A 19,903-nucleotide genomic window follows, 5' to 3' on the forward strand; every position below is an offset into this window, starting at 1 on the left:
CCGTCACCTTTGTCGAAGTCTCCAAGCCCGTTCGACGGCCTTTCGTCCCATAAGCCAAGCCGTGCGTATCTCGACTTCGCTCGATACGAACGGGGTTGGGTGTTCGCCGCTACTTCCGCGCCATCCCGACGCTCTCCATCGTCGCGCCGCTGCACGCATCGACGGTCTTTTTGCCGTCGCCCGAGAGCAGGCCCAGCACCAGAAACCCGCCGATAACCAGCGCGACGAAGGCGGTCGTCACCATGCCCAGATATTTCTCGATAAACGCCTTGATCGGGGCGCCGAACAGGCGGAACAGCACGCCGACCGCCATGAAGATCATCCCGCGCCCGACGATGCTGGCGCCGATGAAGGTTGCCAGGTTCATGCCGGTAAAGCCCGCGGTCAGCGTCATCAGCTTGAACGGGATCGGTGTCGCCCCGGCGATGATGATCGCCTCCGCGTCATATTGGTTGAGGTAACAGACCGCGACCGGGAATTTCTGCGTCAGCCCCAGCGCACCGAGCAGCCACAGTCCGATGCTTTCGTAGAGGAAATGGCCGATGGCATAGCCGAACAGCCCGCCCAGCACCGATCCGGCGGTGCAGATTGCGGCGAAGCGCAACGCGCGCTTCGGGTCGGCCAGGCACATCAGCCCCAGCACCGGATGCGGCGGGATCGGGAAAAAGCTCGATTCGATGAAAGCGATCGCGAACAGCCACCATTGGGCGTGGCGGTGCGATGCCTTGGCGATCGTCCAGTTATAAAGGCGCGCGAGCAGGCTTTTTGCCGTGGGGCGAGCGGTCGGGTCGATCAGGATGGCCATGGTGCGCGATCAGTGCCGGAAATGGCGCATGCCGGTGAATAGCATCGCCAGCCCGGCCTCGTTCGCCGCTGCGATCACCTCGTCGTCGCGGATCGATCCGCCCGGCTGGATAACGCAGGTCGCGCCCGCCTCGACCGCCGCGAGCAGGCCGTCGGCGAAGGGGAAAAAGGCGTCGCTCGCAACCGCGCTGCCGACGGTGCGCGGCTCTGCCCAGCCATGCGATTCGGCGGCTTCGCGCGCCTTTGCCGCGGCGATGCGCGCGCTGTCGCGGCGGTTCATCTGCCCCGCGCCGATGCCCGCGGTGGCGCCGCCCTTGGCATAGACGATCGCGTTCGATTTCACATGCTTGGCAAGCGTCCACGCGAACAGCGCGTCGGCCAGTTCCGCGTCGGTCGGCGCGCGGTTCGTCACGACCTTCAGGTCGGCGCGGGTGATGCGGCCATTGTCGCGGCTCTGCGCCAGCCAGCCGCCGGCGATCGTCTTGAGCATCAGCCCGCCGCGCGCCGGATCGGGCAGTTCGCCGGTCAGCAGCAGGCGGAGATTCTTTTTCTTCGCAAAAACGGCGCGCGCATCGGCGTCGGCGTCGGGGGCGCAGACGACTTCGGTAAAGATACCGCTGATCGCCTCGGCGGTCGCGCCGTCGAGCGGCCGGTTGACCGCGATGATCCCACCGAACGCCGACACATCGTCGCATTTCAGCGCCGCGTCATAGGCTTGGGCGATCGTCGCGGCAGTCGCGACGCCGCACGGGTTGGCATGCTTGACGATGACGCAGGTCGGATCGGCGTCGCGAAATTCGGAAACCAGTTCGAGCGCGGCGTCGGCGTCGTTGATATTATTGTAGCTGAGCTCCTTGCCCTGCACCTGCTCGGCGCCCGCGATCCCGCGCGGTCCCGGCACGGCGGGGATGTAAAGCGCCGCCTTCTGATGCGGATTCTCGCCATAACGCAGTTCGCTGGCCAACTTCGCGGTCAGCGGCAGGGTATCGGGAAATGTCTTGCCCTGATCGGCGATGGCGAACCAGCGCGCGATCATCCCGTCATAAGTCGCGGTGTGGGCAAAGGCCGTAGCGGCGAGGCGTTTACGCAGCATCAGCGTTGTCGCGCCGCCGTTTGCGTCCATCTCGGCGATCACCGCGGCATAATCCTCGGGCTCGGTGACGATGTTCACAAAGGCGTGGTTCTTCGCCGCCGAGCGCACCATTGCCGGGCCGCCGATGTCGATATTCTCGATGATCGTATCGCGGTCGGCACCCGACATCACGGTCTGGAGGAAGGGGTAGAGATTGACGACGACGAGGTCGATCGGACCGATGCCATGCGCGTCCATCGACGCGACATGCGCCGCATCGTCGCGCACCGCCAGGATGCCGCCATGGACGGTCGGGTGCAACGTCTTGACGCGCCCGTCCATCATCTCGGGAAAACCGGTCAGGTCGGCGACATCTAGGACATCATGACCCGTCTCGCGCAGCGCCTTCGCTGTGCCGCCGGTCGACACCAGATCGACCCCGTGACGCACGAGTGCGGCGGCCAGGTCGGCAAGCCCCGCCTTGTCGCTGACGGACAACAGCGCGCGGCGGACGGGGACAAGATCGGTCATGGAGCGAAGGCCTCGGCTGGCAATGGGATGACGCGGTCGCCCTAGGCGCGAACGGCGGTGGGGGCAAGTATCGGGCGCGTGCCCGTCAGCCGATATGTTTGAAAATCCAGCCGATGCTGATCCCGCCCGCGGGCGCACCCCCGGTGATGACCAGCTGTTCGGTCGGGTGCGGGCGGCCGTCGCCGTCGACCCACAGGCTTTCCTCGATTTCGAGCGCGCCGTCGCTGGTCCGGAACTGCCACAGCGGCCCGCCGCTAATCCGCAGCAGCGCGCCCAGCTTGTCGGCGGTCAGGCTGGCCGAGATATTGCGGCCGAGGTGAAAGCGGATCGCGAAATGCTTGTCGCCCTTGCGGCGGCTGCGCGGGGCGGGGAGCAGCATATCCTCGCCGCGCAGCTCGCGCCCGTTCGGCGACAGGATGAGCAGGCGGCGGTGGATCAGCCCGTGGCGCCGTGCATAGCCGTCGTGGCTCATCTCGACGCGGCTGCCCTGCGGCGTTTCGCGGCGGTCGAGCTCGACCTCGGTCACGCCCTTGCCCAGCGATCCGCTCGCCAGGATCGCGGTCGAATTGGTGTCGGCCAGCACCAGCGTCGAATGCGCTGCGGTGGTGCGCAGCCCGCGCGCCAGATCGGCGGGAATCGTTGCGCCGGTCAGCGCCGCGCCGCCGCAATTGACGACGATGCGTTCGTCGCCGTCGCTGAGTTCGAACGCCAGCGTCGACGCGCAGCCGGCCTCGGTCACGCGCGCGATCGGCGGCGGCGCCGCGTCGGCGAGCAGCACGACCTTGTTCGCGACGAGGCGCTGGTATCCCCAGTCGCGCGCCTGTTTCAGCGGCCGGGTCCGCACCCCGCTTGCCGTGACGATCGCCTGGACCTGCGCTGCGGCGGTGGCGCCGCTGCCCTGCCAATTGCCCATGCCGCCGTCGCTGTGCAGCAATCCCAGCAGTGCCGGGACGGCGCGCGCCAGCACCTCCTGCACGAACGGCGGCACCTCCATCCGGCGCATGTCATAGACACGGGCGAGCATTGACAGTGCCATCACCGCGTCGAGCTGCGCCTGCGGCGAGCGCGAGATATTGCCGCCGTCGGCGTAAAAGCTGGTTTCCAGTACCTTGCGCAGTCCGGCCTCGCCGAATATCTGCCGCGGTTCGCCGCCGGGCATCAGCAGCGAGGCCGCGACGATGCCGATCCACGCAACCATCTGCCCAGTACCCGGCCGCGTCTTGTCCGCAACGCGGTCAAGATGCCGCGCCGCGCGCGCGAGATGATTGAGCACCGCCGAGCGATAGACGAGGTCGCTCGACGACAGGATCAGTGGCGCGTGGCACGCCCAGAACAGGATGCGCCATCCGGTGTTGTCCGCCTTCCATGCCGGCTCGCTCACTGTCTCGCCGTGGGTGCCGAGCCAGTGGCGCACCACCGCCTCGGCGATCGGCGCCCCGTCGGCGCGCGTGCCGGTCGCGGCCAGATCGCGGAGCCAGGCAAAGCTGTGCAGATAATCGGCAAAGGTCGGCGCAACGGTCAGATTGGCAAAGTCGAGCTCACCCAGCGGCAGCTTGAGCCCGCGGTGCAGAAAATGCCCGGCGCGGATCGCGGTCCCCGCGCGCGTGTCGCCCGGCACCGGATCGACCGGAACGCCAAGCAATTTCAGGGGAAATCGCCCTTTCAGTCGAAAGGCATGGAGCGGGGTGCGCCAGGTCAGCCGCGTGATCGCATTGGCCAGCCGGTCGCCCAGCGACAATCCCTTGTCGGCGGGCAGTCGGATCAGCCGCTTGCCGGGTTCGATCGTGTCGTCGATCGGCGCGGCATCGTCAGCCAGGTCGGGCGGCGGGTCGGCAGGGGCCGAAGTCAACGGTCTCCCCTCCATCGGTCAGGCGCCGCGCAGTTGCCGGATATTGCCTGCATAGGCATCGGGTCCACCTTTAAAGGTCGCGGTCCCCGCCACCAGCACGTCGGCGCCCGCGGCGATTGCCAGCGGCGCGGTGTTCACGTCGATGCCGCCATCGACCTCCAGCCGGATGTCGCGACCGCTCTTGTCGATCATCTTGCGCACCGCCTCGATCTTGCGCAGCTGGCTGGTGATAAAGCTCTGGCCGCCGAACCCGGGGTTGACGCTCATCACCAGCACCAGGTCGATATCGTCGATCAGATAGTCGAGCATCTTGGCGGGGGTCGCGGGGTTGAGCGACACGCCAGCCTGCTTGCCCAGCGATTTGATGTGCTGGACGCTGCGGTGGATATGCGGCCCCGCCTCGGGATGGACGGTGATGATGTCGGCGCCCGCCGCGGCAAAGGCGTCGAGGAAATGGTCGACCGGTGAAATCATCAGATGGACGTCGAACGGCAGGGTCGAATGCGGGCGGAGCGCCTTTACCACCGCCGGGCCGATCGTCAGGTTTGGCACAAAATGGCCGTCCATCACATCGATATGGACCCAGTCGGCGCCCGCCGTTTCGATCGCGCGCACTTCCTGGCCCAGCGCGGCAAAATCGGCGCTCAGGATCGACGGGGCGATGCGGACGGGGGCGGGGGTACTAGTCATGGCCATCGGCCTTAACCATCAACCCCTTGGGGAGCAAGCGGGGCAGCGCCGCTAGCGGTGGAAAAGCGGGTTGGGGGCGAACTGCGAACGATTGCGGCCGTAAGATCCTCCCCGCTTGCGGGGAGGGGGACCACCGAAGGTGGTGGAGGGGGTTGGCAGCCTGACGCTACGCTGCGTGCGAACGCGAGCCCCCTCCGTCAGCGCTTCGCGCTGCCACCTCCCCACAGTGGGGAGGATTTGCAAACTGCCGCTACCCCCCCCCACGCCCTCGACCAAACTCACCGCCAGCGCCAGCCACCCTCGGTCCGGGCGCGAAACCACGGGCGATTATCCAACATCAGGTGCAGCATCTCGGCCCTCTTCCCTGGGCGGTCGCCCGCGCTTTGCCGCGACCGGCGGCTTTACGGTCACGCCCCGCCGCGCCAGCGCCTCGCGCAGCAGCACCTCGATCTCGGCATTGGCGCTCCGCAATTCGGTCGCCGCCATCCGCTCGACCGCGGCGTAGAGCGCCGGATCGAGGCGAAGGGCAAAGGCTTTCTTGGCGGATGCGGGCATCGTTCGCTCGTCCGGCGCGGCTCAATAGAGCGAGCCGGTGTTGACGATCGGCTGCGTGTCGCGTTCGCCGCACAGCACGACCATCAGGTTCGACACCATCGCCGCGCGCCGTTCGTCGTCGAGCTCGACGACCTGCTTTTCGGACAATTGGGTCAGCGCCATTTCGACCATCGACACCGCGCCTTCGACCAGCTTGGCGCGCGCCGCGACCACCGCCTCGGCCTGCTGGCGGCGCAGCATCGCCCCGGCGATTTCGGGCGCATAGGCAAGGTGGGTCAGCCCGCATTCGTCGACGGTGATCCCGGCGACGTCGAGCCGCTCGATCAGCGCCTTGCGCAGTTCGATCCCCACTTCCTCATGGTTGCCGCGCAGCGTGATGTCGTGGTGGTCATGGTCGTCATAGGGGTAACGCGACCCGATCGAGCGCACCGCGGCCTCGATCTGCGCCAGCACGAATTCCTTGTAATCGTCGACGTCGAACAACGCCTGCGCGGTGTCGGTGACGCGCCACACGACCTGCGCCGCCATCTCGATCGGGTTGCCGCGGGCGTCGTTGACCTTGATCTTTTCCGAAATGATGTTGTTCGCGCGCACCGCGATCTTCTTGCGGGTCAGCCACGGCAGCACCCAGCGCAGCCCGGTCTCGCGGTCGGTGCCCTTGTAGCTGCCGAACAGCTGGATCGCCGCGGCTTCGTTGGGATTGATCAGGTAAAATCCGCACAGGATCAGAAAGCCGACCAGCGCCGACCCCGCCACAACCGCCCATTTCCACGCCACCTGATAGTCCGCGGTGCCGTTGCTGATCCCCGCCCACAGCGCCAGTCCGGCGAGCAGGAACCAGATCAGCAGCATCAGATAACCGCTTTGCGTCTGCGCGCGCGTCTCGCGACTGCGGTTCAGTGCGGGTGCCCCTCCATCAACCATCTTACCCTCCGATTCGATATAAAGATGATATCATATTTATATCGATATCGACTGACGTCAACGCAAAACAAAGGGGGCCGTAACGACCCCCTTTGCCTCCCCGGTCTTGTTCGCCCTATTCGGTCGGAAAACCGCGCTTTTTCAGCAGCGCCTTGACGTCCGGATCGCGGCCGCGGAAGGCGCGATACGCTTCGGCGCGGTCGGTTTCGTTGCCGGTCATGAGCAGCAGGGTGCGGAACTTGTCGGCGATCGTGCGGTCCCACGGCCCGCCCGCTTCGTTGAACGCAGCCCAGGTGTCGGCGTCCATCGTCTCCGACCACAAATAGCTGTAATAGCCCGCCGAATAGCTGTCCGAACTGAACAAATGGCCGAACTGCGGCAGGCGGTGGCGCATGACGATTTCTTTCGGCATGCCGATTTCGGCCAGTGTCTCGCGCTCGAACTTCGCGATGTCGGTCGGCGGCACCTTGCGGTTGTGCAGCTTCATATCGACGATCGCGCTCGCCAGATATTCGACGGTCGAAAAGCCCTGGTTGAACGTGTCCGACGCCAGGATCTTGTCGACCAGCGCCTGCGGAATCGGTTCGCCAGTCTGGTAATGCGTCGCGAATTTCGACAGCACTTCGGGCGTCATCAGCCAGTTTTCGTTCACCTGGCTCGGATATTCGACGAAGTCGCGCGGCACCCCGGCAAGCGCCGGATAGGTGATGTCATAGAGCAGGAAATGGATGCCGTGCCCGAATTCGTGGAACAGCGTCTGCGCGTCGTCGATGCTGATCAGCGTCGGTTCGCCCTTCGCGGCTTCGGTGAAATTATTGTTGTTCGACGCCAGCACATTGCGCTCCCCGCCCAGCTTCTGCTGGCTGCGGTACGTCGTCATCCACGCACCCGACCGCTTGCCGTCGCGCGCGAAATTGTCGAGGTAAAAGACGCCGATCGGCTTGTTCGTCTTGAGGTTGAACACCTCGAACGTCCGCACCTTGGGGTCGAACACCGGGATCGTACCGGTGTTTTCCTTGAACCCCATGTCATAAAGCTCGCCCGCGGCCCAGAACATCCCGTCGACCAGCTTGTCGAGCTGGAAATAGGGCTTCACCTCGCTTTCATCGAGGTCATATTTCGCCTTGCGGACCTTCTCCGCATAGAAGCGGTAATCCCACGGTTCGATGGTGATCTTCGGTCCCTTGCCCGCCTTGGCCTCGGCATCGGCGATCGCCTGCATGTCGGCGACCTCTTCCTTCACCCGCGCCACCGCTGCGGGCCACACCTTCATCATCAGCGCGTCGGCGTTCTCGGGCGTTTTCGCCATCGTGTCGGCCATGCGGTAATGGGCGTGGGTCGCGAAACCGAGCAGTTCGGCGCGCTGCTGGCGCAGCTTCAGCACGTCGGCGATCACCGCCTTGGTATCATTCGCGTCGCCATTGTCGCCGCGCCCGACAAAGGCGCGCCAGACTTTCTCGCGCAAGCCCCGGTTGGTCGCGCCTTGCAGCACCGGCTGCGCCGACGAGCGGGTGTTCTTGATCGCCCACTGGCCGGGCTTGCCCTGCTCCGTCGCTGCGGCGGCAAGCGATGCGACAAAGGCGGGTTCCAGCCCGTCGAGTTCGGCCTTGTCAGTGACAAAGGTATAGAGTTTCTCGTCGCCGAGCAGCTTCGAGGAGAAGCTTGAAAAATGGCCTTCGAGCTTGGAATTGATCTCGACCAGCTTCGCCTTGTCGGCCGGTGACAGATTGGCGCCGTCGCGGACCATCTCTTCATAGCTGCGCTCGACGATGCGCATCTGCTGCGCGTCGAGGCCGCTGGTGTGGCGCGCGTCGTACACCGCCTTGTACCGCGCGAACAGCTTGGGATCGAGATAGAGTTCGGTAAAGAATTTCGAGAGCTTCGGGCTCCATTCGGCGTCGATCGCCTCGACCCGGTCGTTCGACCGGTTCGACGTCTGGACGCCCCACAGCGCGTAGATCCGCTGGATCGTGTCGCCCGCCAGCTGCATCGGCACATGCGTGTTGTCAAAGGTCGGCGCGGCGGGATTGTCGATCACCGCCTGCACTTCGGCCTTCACCTCGTCCATCGCCTTCTGGAACGCGTCGGGGAACAGTTCGGGGTCCAGCTTGTCCCACGGCGGCACCCCTTCATAGGGGCCGGTCCACGGCGCCAGCATCGGGTTCTGACCCGCGGGGACGGTTTTGGCGGCGGGCTCGGCGGCGACGGCGGTGCTCATCTGGCTATAACCCATCATCATCGCGGTGGATGCAAGCATGATCGACAGCTTGCGGGCAAGGCGGGGCGCGCTCTGCGGCATATTCGGAATCTCCCGGTGAAAAGGTTTCGGACGAAACCATGTCGGGGGGTGGATTAACCAGATATGACAGGGGAGCGCAAGGGTGCGGCACTATCCTCCCTGTGGCGAAGCCATGGGGAGGGGGACCGCCGCCGCAGGCGGTGGTGGAGGGGCGGCAACCTCGCGTTATTGCCCCTCCGTCAGCGCTTCGCGCTGCCACCTCCCCATCGCTTCGCGACAGGGAGGATATTTCACCCGGCAAACATGTCCTGCGCCAGCCCCGGCACATCGACGGCAAAGGTGAACACGCCGCCGGCGTGCGGCTGGGCCCTGCGCTCTTCGTCGGTCAGGCTCTTTCCCGCGCTGGTGACGAAGGCGGTTTTCAGGTCCGCGCCGCCAAAGGCGATCATCGTCGGGCGCTGCACCGGCAGGTCGACGGTTTGCAGCAATTCGCCCGCAGGTGACAGGCGGACGACGCGCCCGCCGTCCCACAGCGCCGACCAATAGCAACCCTCGGCATCGACCGCGGCGCCGTCGGGGCGGCCCTCGCCCTCGGCAAAGCGGTGGAACAGCCGCTTGCCGCCCAGCGTGCCGGTCGCCGGGTCGACGTCATAAGCCTGGACACAGTGTGTCGGCGTGTCGGCATGATAGAAGGTGCGTCCGTCGGGGCTGAAGGCCGCGCCGTTGCTGGTCATCAATCCGCCGAAGATTTCGGTGAGGGCGCCGTCGGGATCGAGGCGATAGAGCGCCGCGTCGCGTTTCGGCTTGTCGCTGGTCAGGCTGCCGACCCACAGCCGTCCGGCCGCATCGACGCGGCCGTCGTTGAAACGCTGGTGCGGCTTGCCGGTCAGCACCGCTGCGCCGAAGGGCCGCGGTGAGGCGCCCCAATGGTCGATGATCGCGCAGCCATTTTCGAGCGCGGCGACCAGGCCGCCCTTCGTGCGCGGCGCGATGCAGCCGACCTGTTCGGCGAGTTGCATCACCTCGTCGGCTCCCGTCGCGGGATCGGTGCGGTGGATTTGGCGGCCTTCGATATCGACCCAATAGAGGCGCGCTTCGGCAGCGTGCCAGACGGGCGATTCGCCGAGCAGCGCGCGGGCGTCGAGGAGGAGTTGGACCATGGCCGGGTCTTAGCGCGGGAGGGCGAGGGTGCCCAGCGGCTGCAAAGCTATTCAGCGCGATGCGACCGATCAATGTCCTGTCCTGGTGGCGACGGCAGCCGTCTTGAAAACCGTCATCCCGGCGAAGGCCGGGATCTCACCCTCTCGGTTTACCGCACCGGCGAGATCCCGGCCTTCGCCGGGATGACGAAAGAAAGGGCGGCTCAGGCGGCCAGTGGTCGCCCCCATCGCGAGGCGACAAAAAAGTTTACGCGCCGTAGCGGCATTTCTACTTGACGTGGACGTAAACGTAAGGTCTCTTGCCGGTCAATCAGGCGGCCGACTCCCCGGCTTCGTTCGGCCGCGCCCAAGGGAAAGGAACCAGATGTCGCTCGATAGCCTCTCGCGCACCGCCTATACCGAAGATCATGAGGCGTTCCGTTCGACGGTGCGCCAGTTCCTCGAAAAGGAAGTCGCCCCCAACCAGGCGCAATGGGCCGAGGACGGCATCGTGCCCAAGAGCCTGTGGCCCAAGGCCGGCGAACTGGGCCTCCTCTGCCCGACGGTGCCGGAGGAATATGGCGGGCTGGGCCTCGACTTCGGCTATAATGCGATCGTTGACGAGGAAAGCGCCTATTACGGCCGCGTGACCACCGGCTTTTCGCTCCAGTCGGACATCGTGACCAATTATATCGTCCGCTACGGCAGCGAGGAGCAGAAGGCGCACTGGCTGCCCAAGATGGTGTCGGGCGAGGTCATCACCGCGATCGCGATGACCGAACCGGGCACCGGCAGCGACCTTCAGGGGATGCGCACGACGGCGAAAAAGGATGGCAATCATTATGTCATCAACGGGTCGAAAACCTATATCACCAACGGCCAGAATGCCGACCTGATCCTGGTGTGCGTCAAGACCGATCCCGATGCCGAGCCCGCGTGGAAGGGCGTGTCGATCGTCCTCGTCGAAGCCGACCGCGAGGGTTTCCAGCGCGGTCGCAACCTCGACAAGATCGGGCAGGACGAGGCCGATACGTCGGAGCTGTTCTTCAACGACGTCCGCGTGCCGATCACCAACTGCCTCGGCGAAGAAGGGCAGGGGTTTATCTATCTGATGAGCGAGCTTCCCCAGGAACGGCTTTCGATCGCGGTGTCGGCGCAGGCATCGGCGCAGCGCGCCTTTGACGACACGGTCGAATATACCCGCGAGCGCAAGGCGTTCGGCAAGCCGATCCTCGATTTCCAGAACAGCCGCTTCGTGCTCGCCGATTTGAAAGCGAAATTGCAGGTCGGCTGGGCGCACCTCGACTGGGCGCTCGCGCGGCACCTGAAAAAGGAACTGACGCCGGAGGAAGGCGCCGCGGCGAAGCTGTGGCACACCGATCTGCAATGGGAGGTGATGGACAAATGCCTCCAGCTGTTCGGCGGCGCCGGCTATATGAATGAATATCCGATCGCCCGCGCCTGGCGCGCCGCGCGCGTGACGCGGATTTTCGGCGGCACGAACGAGATTATGAAGGAACTGATCGGGCGGAAGCTCTGAAGATTTTTCTCTCCCTTTAAGGGAGAGAAAGACTTGGCTTGGCGGCTCGCCGCCTAGCAAGTCTTGTGAGGGGTTCTGACCCAGGCGTCCCAAGCCACGCCCCAGCCCCTCACCCAGCTTCGACTAGGCGGACAAGCCGCCAAGTCTTCGCAGCCCTCTCCCGCAAGGGGAGAGGGGAACAGGAAGTGAAAGGACTATCCCATGGCCCATGCCTATATCGTCGACGCCGTCCGCACCGCGGGCGGCAAGCGCGGCGGCAAGCTCGCCGGCGTCCACCCCGTCGACCTCGGCGCCGCCGTGTTCGACGCGATCGCCGACCGCAACGACTTCGACACCAGGGCGATCGACGACGTCATCACCGGCTGCGTCAGCCAGGGCGGCCAGCAGACGATGGACGTCGGCCGCAACGCGGTGCTCGCCTCGAAGCTGCCCGACTCGATCCCCGCCGTCACCATCGACCGCCAGTGCGGTTCGTCGCAGCAGGCGATCCAGTTCGCGGCGCAGGCGGTAATGTCGGGGACGCAGGACATCGTGCTCGCCAGCGGCATCGAAAGCATGACGCGCGTGCCGATGGGCAGCGTCGCGACCTTGTTCATGAAGGAAGGGCTCGGCCACTATAAATCGGAGCGGCTCGAGGAAAAATATCCCGGCATCATGTTCAGCCAGTTCATGGGCGCCGAAATGATCGTCAAAAAGCACGGGCTGACCAAGGACGACCTCGACGCCTATGCGCTCGAAAGCCACCGCCGCGCCAAGGCGGCGACCGAGGCGGGCCATTTCAAGCGCGAGATCGTCGGGGTCGAAATCGACACCCCCGAAGGCCGCGAAACCCACCTCGTCGATGAAGGCATCCGTTTCGACGCGACGCTGGAGGGCATCGCGGGGGTCAAGATCCTGCAGGAAGGCGGTTCGATCACTGCGGCCACCAGCTCGCAAATCTGCGACGGCGCGAGCGCCGCGCTCGTCGTGTCCGAACAGGCGCTCAAGGATCATGGCCTGACGCCGCGCGCGCGCATCCATCATATCTCGGTCACCGCGGGCGATCCGGTGATCATGCTCGAGGAACCGCTGTTCGCGACCGAACGCGCGCTCAAGAAAGCGGGCATGAAGATCGCGGATATTGACGCCTACGAGGTCAACGAGGCCTTCGCCCCGGTCCCGCTCGCCTGGCTCAAATATCTCGGCGCCGACCATGCGCGGATCAACCAGCATGGCGGCGCGATCGCGCTCGGCCACCCGCTCGGTGCCAGCGGCACCAAGCTGATGGCGACCCTGCTCGGCGTGCTCGACGCGACCGGCGGCAAATATGGGCTGCAAACGATGTGCGAAGGCGGCGGCCAGGCCAACGTCACGATCATCGAACGGCTGTAACGACTTACGCCCTCCCCTTCAGGGGAGGGCAGCGAGACTTGGCAGCTTGCTGCCTAGTCGCAGCGGGCGGGGTCCATCGACCTTGCTCTACGCCGCGAAACCCCACCCCAACCCCTCCCCTAAAGGGGAGGGGCTTTAAGCAGGAGAAACCACATGAAACTCGATTCCACCGTATCCGCCGTCGTCACCGGCGGCGCCTCGGGCCTCGGCGCCGCGACCGCCCGCGCGCTCGCTGCCAAGGGCGTCAAGGTCGCGATCTTCGACCTGCAGGAAGAAAAGGGCAAAGCGCTCGCCGCCGAGCTTGGCGGGGTATTCTGCGAATGCAATGTCACCGACGACGCCAGCGTCGACGCGGCTTTCGCCAAATCGCGCGAAGCGATCGGGCAGGAGCGCATCCTCGTCAACTGCGCCGGCACCGGTAACGCGATCAAAACTGCGAGCCGCTCGAAAGAAGACGGCAGCATCAAGCATTTCCCGCTCGACGCCTTCAACTGGATCATCCAGATCAACCTCGTCGGCACCTTCCGCTGCATCGCCAAATCGGCGGCGGGGATGATGACGCTCGACCCGATGGAAGACGGCGAGCGCGGCGCGATCGTCAACACCGCGTCGGTCGCGGCCGAGGACGGCCAGATCGGGCAAGCGGCTTACTCGGCGTCGAAGGGCGGCGTTGTCGGCATGACCCTCCCCATCGCGCGCGACCTCGCTTCGGAAAATATCCGCGTCAACACGATCCTGCCGGGCATCTTCGACACCCCGCTGCTCGCGGGTGCGCCGCAGAATGTCCGCGACGCGCTTGGCGCCTCGGTGCTCAACCCGAAACGCCTCGGCAACCCGCCCGAATATGCCGCGCTCGCGCTGTGCATGATCGAAAACGGCTATTTCAACGGTGAAGACGTCCGTCTCGACGGCGGTATCCGCATGGGCCCGCGTTAATATGGCGAAACCGGAGAGCTGGCGGCTGAACCCCGCCAGCTACCCCGTTTGCGAAAGCTTCCAGACGCGGTTTCAGGACATGGACATCAACGGCCACCTCAACAATGTGGCCTTTGCCGCGCTGTTCGAAAGCGGCCGGGTGCTGCTCAACCGCCAGGTCCGCCCGCTCGGCGAGCGCCCGGCGAACGAACGCACCATGGTCGCGGCGGTCGAGATCAACTATCTGGCCGAGGGCAATTTCCCTGATCCGGTCGAGATCGCAACCGGCATCGGCCGCCTCGGCACCTCGAGCTGGAGGATCGTCCAGGCGATGTTCCAGAACGGCCGCTGCATCGCCACCTGCGACACCGTGGTCGTGTGCCGCACCGACAATCAGGCCAAGCCACTGCGCGCGGAGATGGTCGCCGAACTGACCGCCAATCTGGCGACGCCTGCAGAATAATTCGTCATTGCGAGCGAAGCGAAGCAATCCAGAGCGGTTTACGCACACTCTGGATTGCTTCGCTGCGCTCGCAATGACGAGTGTCGCTAAATCGCCGTATCGCCCTCGGGCACCGACCGGATCAGATCGCGCGCGAACCCGATCAGCCCGATCTGCCGTCGCCGCTTCAGCCGCTCGGCGCGCAGGATCGCCATGACTTCGCCGTAACATTCGTCGACATTGTCGTTGATCAGCACATAGTCATAGCCGTCCCAGTGGCTGATCTCGTTCGCGGCGCGCGCCATCCGCGCCGCGATCACCTCGTCGCTGTCGGTCTTGCGGCTGCGCAGCCGCCGCTCCAGCTCCTCCATCGTCGGCGGCAGCACGAACACGCGCACCACATCGGGGCCGGCTTCCTGATACAGCTGCTGCGCGCCCTGCCAGTCGATGTCGAACAGCACGTCCTTGCCCGCGTCGAGCAATTCGTCGACCCGCGCCCGCGGGGTACCATAACGGTGGCCGAACACATGCGCCCATTCCAGAAATTCGCCATCCGCGGCCATTTTCTTGAACGTCTCGGTATCGACGAAATGATAATCCTTGCCATCGACCTCGCCGGGGCGCGGCGGGCGGGTGGTGGCCGAGATCGACAGCGCGATGTCGGGATCGACCCCCAGCATCTTTTTCGAAATCGTGGTCTTGCCCGCGCCCGACGGCGAGGAGAGGACGAACAACACGCCGCGGCGGTTCAGATGGACGCTTTCAGCCATGCGCGCTATTCGCCTGACGGACGGCAACGGTCAAGCGCGAAGGGCAGCAGGGATGATGGGGATTTCACGCACCGGCTGGCTCGTTGCGGCCGCGCTATTGGCCATATTCACCGCGATCCTGTTCGCAATGGGGCGCCCGCCGATCTGCCCCTGCGGTACCATCAGCCTGTGGCACGGCGTCGTGCAATCCGATCAGAACAGCCAGCAGATTTCGGACTGGTACAGCTTCAGCCACATCATCCACGGCTTTATCTTCTTCGGCCTCGGTCGCTGGCTGCTGCCGCGCCAGCCGCTCTGGGTGCTGCTTGCGCTGGCGATCGGGATCGAGGCGGCGTGGGAAATTCTCGAAAACTCGCCCGTCATCATCAACCGCTACCGCGAAGTGACGATGGCGTTCGGCTACAGCGGCGATTCGATCCTCAACTCGGTCAGCGACGCGCTGTTCATGATCGCGGGCTTCCTCGCCGCCAGCCGGATGCGCTGGTGGGTGACGCTCGCCATCGCGATTGTCTTTGAACTCTTCACCCTGTGGACGATCCGCGACAATCTGACGCTCAACGTCCTCATGCTCGTCTCGCCCATCGAGGCGATCAAGGAGTGGCAGGCGGCGGGCTGACCCTGCCGCTGCCGTCGGGGCAGCGATCGAACCGGCTGCCGAAGGCCTCGATTGCGGTGGCCACGCCGCCCGCGACGGTAAAGCGATAGATTTCGCCTTGCCCGGGGATCAGCTCGGCGCGCACCGTGTCGGCTTCGGTCCCCGCTTCGGTAACGCCGCGCAGCCGTCCCATCGTCAGCGCGAGCTGCGTCCCCTGTGGCGTGACGCGGATCGTGCCGTAATCGACATTGCAATAATCGCCGGCATAAGCAGCGGGCGACAGGCTCAGCTGCGACGGGCGCGCGGCGCGTTCGGCGCGCTGTGCCGTAAGCTTTTCGACCTGCTTCGCCCATTGGCCCGCCAGCGTGTCCAATTGCGCGGTCGCCCGCACCTCCGCCTCCGCCGCGCCAAGCCGGTACCAGTCATAGGCATAGAGCGCCGCCAGATCGACCAGGCGGAACCCCACGCCATCGTCATTCGCGGTCGCCGCGACCCCCAGCCCGGTTGCGGGCTGCACCGATACATGCGCCCGCGCCCCGGCGAACGAGCCGAACGCGTGATAGAGGGTGCCGCCCTCGAACGGGCCGGAGTACCAGCCCAGCCCATATCCGGTCCGCTTAAACGGCCCGAAGGCGCTGTCGAGCGTCGCCACCGGTTCACGCGCCGCTGCTGCCGCCGCGGCTATCGCGCCGCGGCCCGCCAGTTGCAGCGCCAGCCAGCGCGCCATGTCGTTCGCGCTCGCGACCATGCCTCCCGCCGCGTGCATCGTCTTGTCGACCTTGGTCAGATACACGCGTTCGCCGCCGCTATAGGGCGTGGCCACGGGCGAGCGCGATCCGCGCGCCTCCAGCCCTTCGGCCAGCGTGCCGGTCATGCCCAGCGGCGTCAGCAGCTCGGCCTCGAGGATGTCCTGCCAGCGCATCCCCGTGCGCCGTTCGATCAGCAGCGCCGCGACATTATAGCCGATATTGCCATAGCGGAACGTGCCCGCGGGCGTCTCGGCATCGGGCTTCAACCCCGCAAGCAGGCGCTCCAGCACCGCCGCGTCATAATCGCCGCTATACGCCAGCCGGAACGCCATGGCATCGCCCGCCAGCCCGTGACGGTGCGCCAGCAGGTCGCGCAGGCTGATCTGGTCGGCGCGGATCTCCGGGGCAAAACTCACGTCGGGCGCCAGTTCGCGCATCGTCCAGTCGAGGTCGATCGTCCCGCGCGCGTCGAGCTGCGCCAGCGCGGTGCCGACAAAGGCCTTGGTCGACGACGCGATGTAAAAGGGGGTGTCGGCGGTGGCCGCGACCCCGCGCTCGACATTGGCGCGCCCCTTGGCGCCCACGAACACCGGTGCGCCGTCCCGAACGACCGCGACCGACAGGGCAGGGACCGACGGAAAACGCGCCATCGCCGTGTCGAGGAAGCGGTCGAAGTCGGCGGCAAAAGCGCGGTCCTGCGCCTCGCGGTTTTCGGCAGTCGGCGCGGGGGTCGCCCCGCTATCGCCGGTCTGCGCCAGCGCCACCTGACCGGCGAACGCGGCGACCGCCATCCCGATTGCCCGCCATATCCCGCCGCGCGCCATGCCCCATTCCCTCCCGCTCGTGTATTAATTCGGCAATACAGCGGGCACCGGGCATGGCAAGGTACCGGGTCAGTTTAACGCCCGGCACCGCTATGACACCGAATCGGGTCCGGCCCGTCCGCATTGCTGATGAGGCGGCGCTTGTGCCACATCGGCGCATCAATGTCAAGTATAATAACCTATATGGCACAAAATGCCACAATTGGGCGGTTCGATATGTCGCGCGATCCGGGCGAAGTGCGGCTTCTCCCGATCAATGAATCGCGGGGCGATTGCCGTCCTTGTCGAGCGGGATCGCCGGGGGCAGCGCATCGCCCATCGCCTGGCCGTCGGGTGCGGGTTCGGCGGTTCCGGCATAGCTGTCGACGACACCGGCGCGCGCCAGTTCGGGGTCGACCGCATGCGCGGCTTCGGACGCCTTGCGCGCCTCGGCGCGTTCGGCCCATTTCTTGGTGAGGTAACCCGCTGCTGCCCACGCCGCCATCGCGGCATAGCGCTGCGGGAACAGTCGGCGCGCCGCGAACAAGGTGCCGGCGCCGATCACCGCGCCCGCAATCGGGTGATTGCCCTTTTTCCGTCCGATCGCGCTTCCGAGCACGCCGCCAACGATCCTGCCGATCATGATCCCGTCTCCTTCTGCTGCATCAATTCGCGGCGGGGGCTTTGGGTTCCGGCGCCAGCATCGCGCGCGGATCGACCAGCCGATCGAACGTCGCCGCGTCGACAGTGCCCAGCGCCAGCGCCGCTTCCTTCAGCGTCGATCCCGTCTCGTGCGCCTGCTTGGCGATCCTCGCCGCCTTGTCATAGCCGATTTCGGGGGCAAGCGCCGTGACGAGCATCAGCGAGCGATCGACCAGTTCGGCAATGCGCCCGCGGTTCGGTTCAAGCCCTTCGACGCAGTTGTCGGCAAAGGTCGCCATGCCGATGCTCAGCAGCTCGATCGACCGCAGCACATTGGCGCCGATCAGCGGCTTGAACACGTTGAGCTCGAGATGCCCCTGCATCCCGCCGACGGTGACCGCCTGATGATTGCCGATCACCTGGGCTGCCACCATCGTCAGCATCTCGCACTGCGTCGGATTGACCTTGCCCGGCATGATCGAGCTGCCGGGCTCGTTCGCGGGCAGCTCAAGCTCGCCCAGCCCCGCGCGCGGCCCTGAGCCGAGCAGGCGGATGTCGTTGGCGATCTTGGTCAGCGCGACCGCCAGCGTGCCCAGCGCGCCCGAAAAGAACACCAGCCCGTCGTTCGACGCCAGCGCCTCGAACTTGTTCGGCGCGGGCTCGAACACGATCCCGGTCGCGCGGCTCAGTTCTGCCGCGATCGCGACGTCGAAGCCCGCCGGGGCATTCAGTCCGGTGCCGACCGCGGTGCCGCCCTGCGCCAGCTTGCAGATGTCCTGCGCCAGCGCGCCCTCGATCCGCGCGCGGCACGCGGTCAGTTGCTGCACATAGCCCGAAAATTCCTGTCCCAAGGTCAGCGGCGTCGCGTCCTGCAAATGGGTGCGGCCGATCTTCACGATGTAGCCCCACGCCGCCGCCTTCGCCGCCAGCGCGTCGGTCAGCCGGTCCAGCGCGGGCAGCAACCGCGCCGTCGTCTCGACCGCCACCGCAACATGGATCGCGGTCGGGAAACTGTCGTTCGACGACTGGCCCATGTTGACATGGTCGTTGGGGTGGACGGGCGCCTTGCCGCCGCGCGTCCCCGCCAGCGCCTCGTTGGCGATCCCCGCGATCACCTCATTGGCGTTCATGTTCGACTGGGTGCCGCTGCCCGTCTGCCAGATGGCGAGCGGAAACTGGTCGTCGTGTTTTCCCGCCGCGACCGCATCGGCAGCGGCGGCGATCACCTCCGCCAGTCCCGCATCCAGCCCGTGCGCCCGATTGACCCGCGCCGCCGCGCCCTTGATCCGCGCCAGGGCATGGACAATGGGAAGCGGCATGCGCTCGTGCGCCGGAAAAGGGAAATTGTGGCGGCTGCGTTCGGTCTGCGCCCCCCAATAGGCGTCGGCGGACACCTCGATCGCGCCGATGCTGTCGGTTTCGGTGCGCGTTCCGCTCATCGCGCCAACAGCACCGTGACCAGCACCGACCCGGCCCAGATCATCGCGACCAGCCCCAGCATTTTCCAGTACCCCCCTTCACCCACCCGGCGGCGGAGCCAGGCGGCGACCAGCCATGCCAGCACCAACGCCGGGGTCAGGACCAACAGGCTGAAATGCAGCAGGCCGTCGGCAATCTGGCTGCGGCGGGCGGCGCTTTCGAACGCGACATGGCCCTCGACCCCCCACCAGAAGGCGGCGGCGAGGATCGGCATCCCGGCAAGTGCCCAAAATTGCCAGAACCGGCTGGGGGGCCATGGCGGCGCCACGGCGCTATTTCCGCTTGCCGAAATCCACCGTCACCACGTTCGACCCGTCCTCGCTGGTCGCGGCGGGGCGATCATTGTCGGCTTCGTCATGCGGTTCGGGCGGCGTCGTCTCGTCCTCGCTGACCTGGAATTGCAGGCCGAAATCGACCGAGGGATCGACGAAGGCGGTGATCGCGGCATAGGGGATCACCAGCGTCGACGGTGTCTGGTTGAACGACAGGCCGACGCTGAAATGATCGTCGCCGACCTTCAGATCCCAGAACCGGTTCTGCAGCACGATCGTCATTTCGTCGGGAAATTTGGCGATCAGATGCGCCGGAATATCGACCCCGACCGCCTGCGTCTTGAAGGTGATATAGAAATGATGCTCGCCGGGCAGGCTGTCAAAGCCTTCGATCTGGCGCAGCACGCGGCCGACCACGGCACGCAGCGCGTCTTGCACGATTTCGTCATAGGGAATCAGGCTGTCGCGGACGTCTTCACTCATGGGGCAGGGGGATGAACGGGCCGGGCGCGCTGGTCAAGG

19 protein-coding genes are annotated in these 19,903 nt (G+C 65.8%); 5 read left to right on the plus strand and 14 right to left on the minus strand.

All coding sequences use genetic code 11. The features are described from left to right. Positions 1 to 109 precede the first annotated feature (109 nt). From IR187_RS08045 to IR187_RS08080, 8 genes are all read right to left on the minus strand, one after another. Positions 110 to 760, minus strand: coding sequence for a YqaA family protein (locus tag IR187_RS08045; RefSeq protein WP_194954233.1), 651 nt, complete (start codon positions 758 to 760; stop codon positions 110 to 112). Positions 761 to 814: 54 nt separating this feature from the next. Next, positions 815 to 2,407 (minus strand): bifunctional phosphoribosylaminoimidazolecarboxamide formyltransferase/IMP cyclohydrolase, encoded by a 1,593-nt coding sequence (purH, locus tag IR187_RS08050; protein WP_194954095.1) that lies wholly within the window; start codon positions 2,405 to 2,407, stop codon positions 815 to 817. Positions 2,408 to 2,492: 85 nt separating this feature from the next. Next, a complete protein-coding gene (locus IR187_RS08055) occupies positions 2,493 to 4,271 on the minus strand; it encodes a heparinase II/III family protein (RefSeq protein WP_194954096.1) in 1,779 nt (592 codons plus the stop codon). A gap of 3 nt (positions 4,272 to 4,274) precedes the next feature. Further along, on the minus strand, positions 4,275 to 4,946 hold the full coding sequence (rpe, locus tag IR187_RS08060; RefSeq protein ID WP_194954097.1) for a ribulose-phosphate 3-epimerase: 672 nt from the start codon (positions 4,944 to 4,946) through the stop codon (positions 4,275 to 4,277). 327 nt (positions 4,947 to 5,273) lie between these two features. Beyond that, entirely contained in the window at positions 5,274 to 5,501 is a 228-nt protein-coding gene (locus tag IR187_RS08065; protein ID WP_194954098.1) for a toxin-antitoxin system HicB family antitoxin, read from the minus strand. 21 nt (positions 5,502 to 5,522) lie between these two features. Beyond that, complete coding sequence (locus tag IR187_RS08070) at positions 5,523 to 6,425, minus strand: SPFH domain-containing protein (RefSeq protein ID WP_194954099.1); 903 nt, start codon at positions 6,423 to 6,425, stop codon at positions 5,523 to 5,525. 115 nt (positions 6,426 to 6,540) lie between these two features. Continuing rightward, positions 6,541 to 8,643 carry a M3 family metallopeptidase gene (locus IR187_RS08075; protein ID WP_228765650.1) on the minus strand — a complete coding sequence of 701 codons (2,103 nt, stop codon included), beginning with the start codon at positions 8,641 to 8,643 and terminating at the stop codon, positions 6,541 to 6,543. Positions 8,644 to 8,954: 311 nt separating this feature from the next. Then, positions 8,955 to 9,824, minus strand: coding sequence for an SMP-30/gluconolactonase/LRE family protein (locus IR187_RS08080; RefSeq protein WP_194954101.1), 870 nt, complete (start codon positions 9,822 to 9,824; stop codon positions 8,955 to 8,957). 364 nt (positions 9,825 to 10,188) lie between these two features. On the opposite strand from IR187_RS08080, the gene IR187_RS08085 reads away from it, so the two are divergent. The 4 genes from IR187_RS08085 to IR187_RS08100 all read left to right on the plus strand — a co-directional run bounded on the left by IR187_RS08085 (position 10,189) and on the right by IR187_RS08100 (position 14,092). Then, positions 10,189 to 11,343: an acyl-CoA dehydrogenase family protein gene (locus IR187_RS08085; RefSeq protein ID WP_194954102.1), complete on the plus strand. Its 1,155-nt coding sequence runs from the start codon at positions 10,189 to 10,191 to the stop codon at positions 11,341 to 11,343. 201 nt (positions 11,344 to 11,544) lie between these two features. After that, positions 11,545 to 12,714, plus strand: coding sequence for an acetyl-CoA C-acetyltransferase (locus IR187_RS08090; RefSeq protein WP_194954103.1), 1,170 nt, complete (start codon positions 11,545 to 11,547; stop codon positions 12,712 to 12,714). 153 nt (positions 12,715 to 12,867) lie between these two features. Continuing rightward, positions 12,868 to 13,650, plus strand: a complete 783-nt coding sequence (locus IR187_RS08095) for an SDR family NAD(P)-dependent oxidoreductase (RefSeq protein WP_194954104.1) — start codon at positions 12,868 to 12,870, stop codon at positions 13,648 to 13,650. 1 nt (position 13,651) lies between these two features. Continuing rightward, on the plus strand, positions 13,652 to 14,092 hold the full coding sequence (locus IR187_RS08100) for an acyl-CoA thioesterase (RefSeq protein WP_194954105.1): 441 nt from the start codon (positions 13,652 to 13,654) through the stop codon (positions 14,090 to 14,092). Positions 14,093 to 14,178: 86 nt separating this feature from the next. Here IR187_RS08100 and gmk read toward each other — a convergent pair whose 3' ends face one another. After that, positions 14,179 to 14,841 (minus strand): guanylate kinase, encoded by a 663-nt coding sequence (gene gmk / locus IR187_RS08105; protein WP_194954106.1) that lies wholly within the window; start codon positions 14,839 to 14,841, stop codon positions 14,179 to 14,181. A gap of 55 nt (positions 14,842 to 14,896) precedes the next feature. Between gmk and IR187_RS08110 the strand changes: the two genes are divergently transcribed. Further along, positions 14,897 to 15,457, plus strand: coding sequence for a DUF2585 domain-containing protein (locus tag IR187_RS08110; RefSeq protein ID WP_228765658.1), 561 nt, complete (start codon positions 14,897 to 14,899; stop codon positions 15,455 to 15,457). On the opposite strand, the gene IR187_RS08115 is transcribed toward IR187_RS08110, so the two are convergent. From IR187_RS08115 to IR187_RS08135, 5 genes are all read right to left on the minus strand, one after another. Further along, positions 15,432 to 17,009, minus strand: a complete 1,578-nt coding sequence (locus IR187_RS08115; protein ID WP_194954108.1) for a serine hydrolase domain-containing protein — start codon at positions 17,007 to 17,009, stop codon at positions 15,432 to 15,434. The two genes, IR187_RS08110 and IR187_RS08115, sit on opposite strands and share 26 nt — an antisense overlap. Positions 17,010 to 17,262: 253 nt before the next feature. Further along, positions 17,263 to 17,631, minus strand: coding sequence for a hypothetical protein (locus IR187_RS08120; RefSeq protein ID WP_194954109.1), 369 nt, complete (start codon positions 17,629 to 17,631; stop codon positions 17,263 to 17,265). Positions 17,632 to 17,653: 22 nt separating this feature from the next. Then, positions 17,654 to 19,069, minus strand: a complete 1,416-nt coding sequence (gene fumC, locus IR187_RS08125) for a class II fumarate hydratase (protein ID WP_194954110.1) — start codon at positions 19,067 to 19,069, stop codon at positions 17,654 to 17,656. Further along, positions 19,066 to 19,323, minus strand: coding sequence for a hypothetical protein (locus tag IR187_RS08130; protein WP_228765651.1), 258 nt, complete (start codon positions 19,321 to 19,323; stop codon positions 19,066 to 19,068). The genes fumC and IR187_RS08130 overlap by 4 nt, the downstream gene beginning before the upstream one ends. A 58-nt stretch (positions 19,324 to 19,381) precedes the next feature. Then, positions 19,382 to 19,864 (minus strand): SspB family protein, encoded by a 483-nt coding sequence (locus tag IR187_RS08135; RefSeq protein ID WP_194954112.1) that lies wholly within the window; start codon positions 19,862 to 19,864, stop codon positions 19,382 to 19,384. Positions 19,865 to 19,903: the final 39 nt, after the last annotated feature.

Source organism: Sphingopyxis solisilvae (genome assembly GCF_015475875.1).
Taxonomy (GTDB): domain Bacteria; phylum Pseudomonadota; class Alphaproteobacteria; order Sphingomonadales; family Sphingomonadaceae; genus Sphingopyxis; species Sphingopyxis solisilvae.

Coding starts and splice junctions, on each gene's coding strand:
- IR187_RS08120 (WP_194954109.1), bottom strand. CDS start 17,631: ATGATCGGCAGGATCGTTGGCGGCGTGCTCGGAAGCGCGATCGGACGG.
- rpe (WP_194954097.1), bottom strand. CDS start 4,946: ATGACTAGTACCCCCGCCCCCGTCCGCATCGCCCCGTCGATCCTGAGC.
- IR187_RS08085 (WP_194954102.1), top strand. CDS start 10,189: ATGTCGCTCGATAGCCTCTCGCGCACCGCCTATACCGAAGATCATGAG.
- IR187_RS08070 (WP_194954099.1), bottom strand. CDS start 6,425: ATGGTTGATGGAGGGGCACCCGCACTGAACCGCAGTCGCGAGACGCGC.
- IR187_RS08080 (WP_194954101.1), bottom strand. CDS start 9,824: ATGGTCCAACTCCTCCTCGACGCCCGCGCGCTGCTCGGCGAATCGCCC.
- gmk (WP_194954106.1), bottom strand. CDS start 14,841: ATGGCTGAAAGCGTCCATCTGAACCGCCGCGGCGTGTTGTTCGTCCTC.
- IR187_RS08075 (WP_228765650.1), bottom strand. CDS start 8,643: ATGAGCACCGCCGTCGCCGCCGAGCCCGCCGCCAAAACCGTCCCCGCG.
- IR187_RS08110 (WP_228765658.1), top strand. CDS start 14,897: ATGGGGATTTCACGCACCGGCTGGCTCGTTGCGGCCGCGCTATTGGCC.
- IR187_RS08065 (WP_194954098.1), bottom strand. CDS start 5,501: ATGCCCGCATCCGCCAAGAAAGCCTTTGCCCTTCGCCTCGATCCGGCG.
- purH (WP_194954095.1), bottom strand. CDS start 2,407: ATGACCGATCTTGTCCCCGTCCGCCGCGCGCTGTTGTCCGTCAGCGAC.
- IR187_RS08115 (WP_194954108.1), bottom strand. CDS start 17,009: ATGGCGCGCGGCGGGATATGGCGGGCAATCGGGATGGCGGTCGCCGCG.
- IR187_RS08095 (WP_194954104.1), top strand. CDS start 12,868: ATGAAACTCGATTCCACCGTATCCGCCGTCGTCACCGGCGGCGCCTCG.
- IR187_RS08055 (WP_194954096.1), bottom strand. CDS start 4,271: ATGGAGGGGAGACCGTTGACTTCGGCCCCTGCCGACCCGCCGCCCGAC.
- IR187_RS08090 (WP_194954103.1), top strand. CDS start 11,545: ATGGCCCATGCCTATATCGTCGACGCCGTCCGCACCGCGGGCGGCAAG.
- IR187_RS08130 (WP_228765651.1), bottom strand. CDS start 19,323: ATGCCGATCCTCGCCGCCGCCTTCTGGTGGGGGGTCGAGGGCCATGTC.
- IR187_RS08100 (WP_194954105.1), top strand. CDS start 13,652: ATGGCGAAACCGGAGAGCTGGCGGCTGAACCCCGCCAGCTACCCCGTT.
- fumC (WP_194954110.1), bottom strand. CDS start 19,069: ATGAGCGGAACGCGCACCGAAACCGACAGCATCGGCGCGATCGAGGTG.
- IR187_RS08135 (WP_194954112.1), bottom strand. CDS start 19,864: ATGAGTGAAGACGTCCGCGACAGCCTGATTCCCTATGACGAAATCGTG.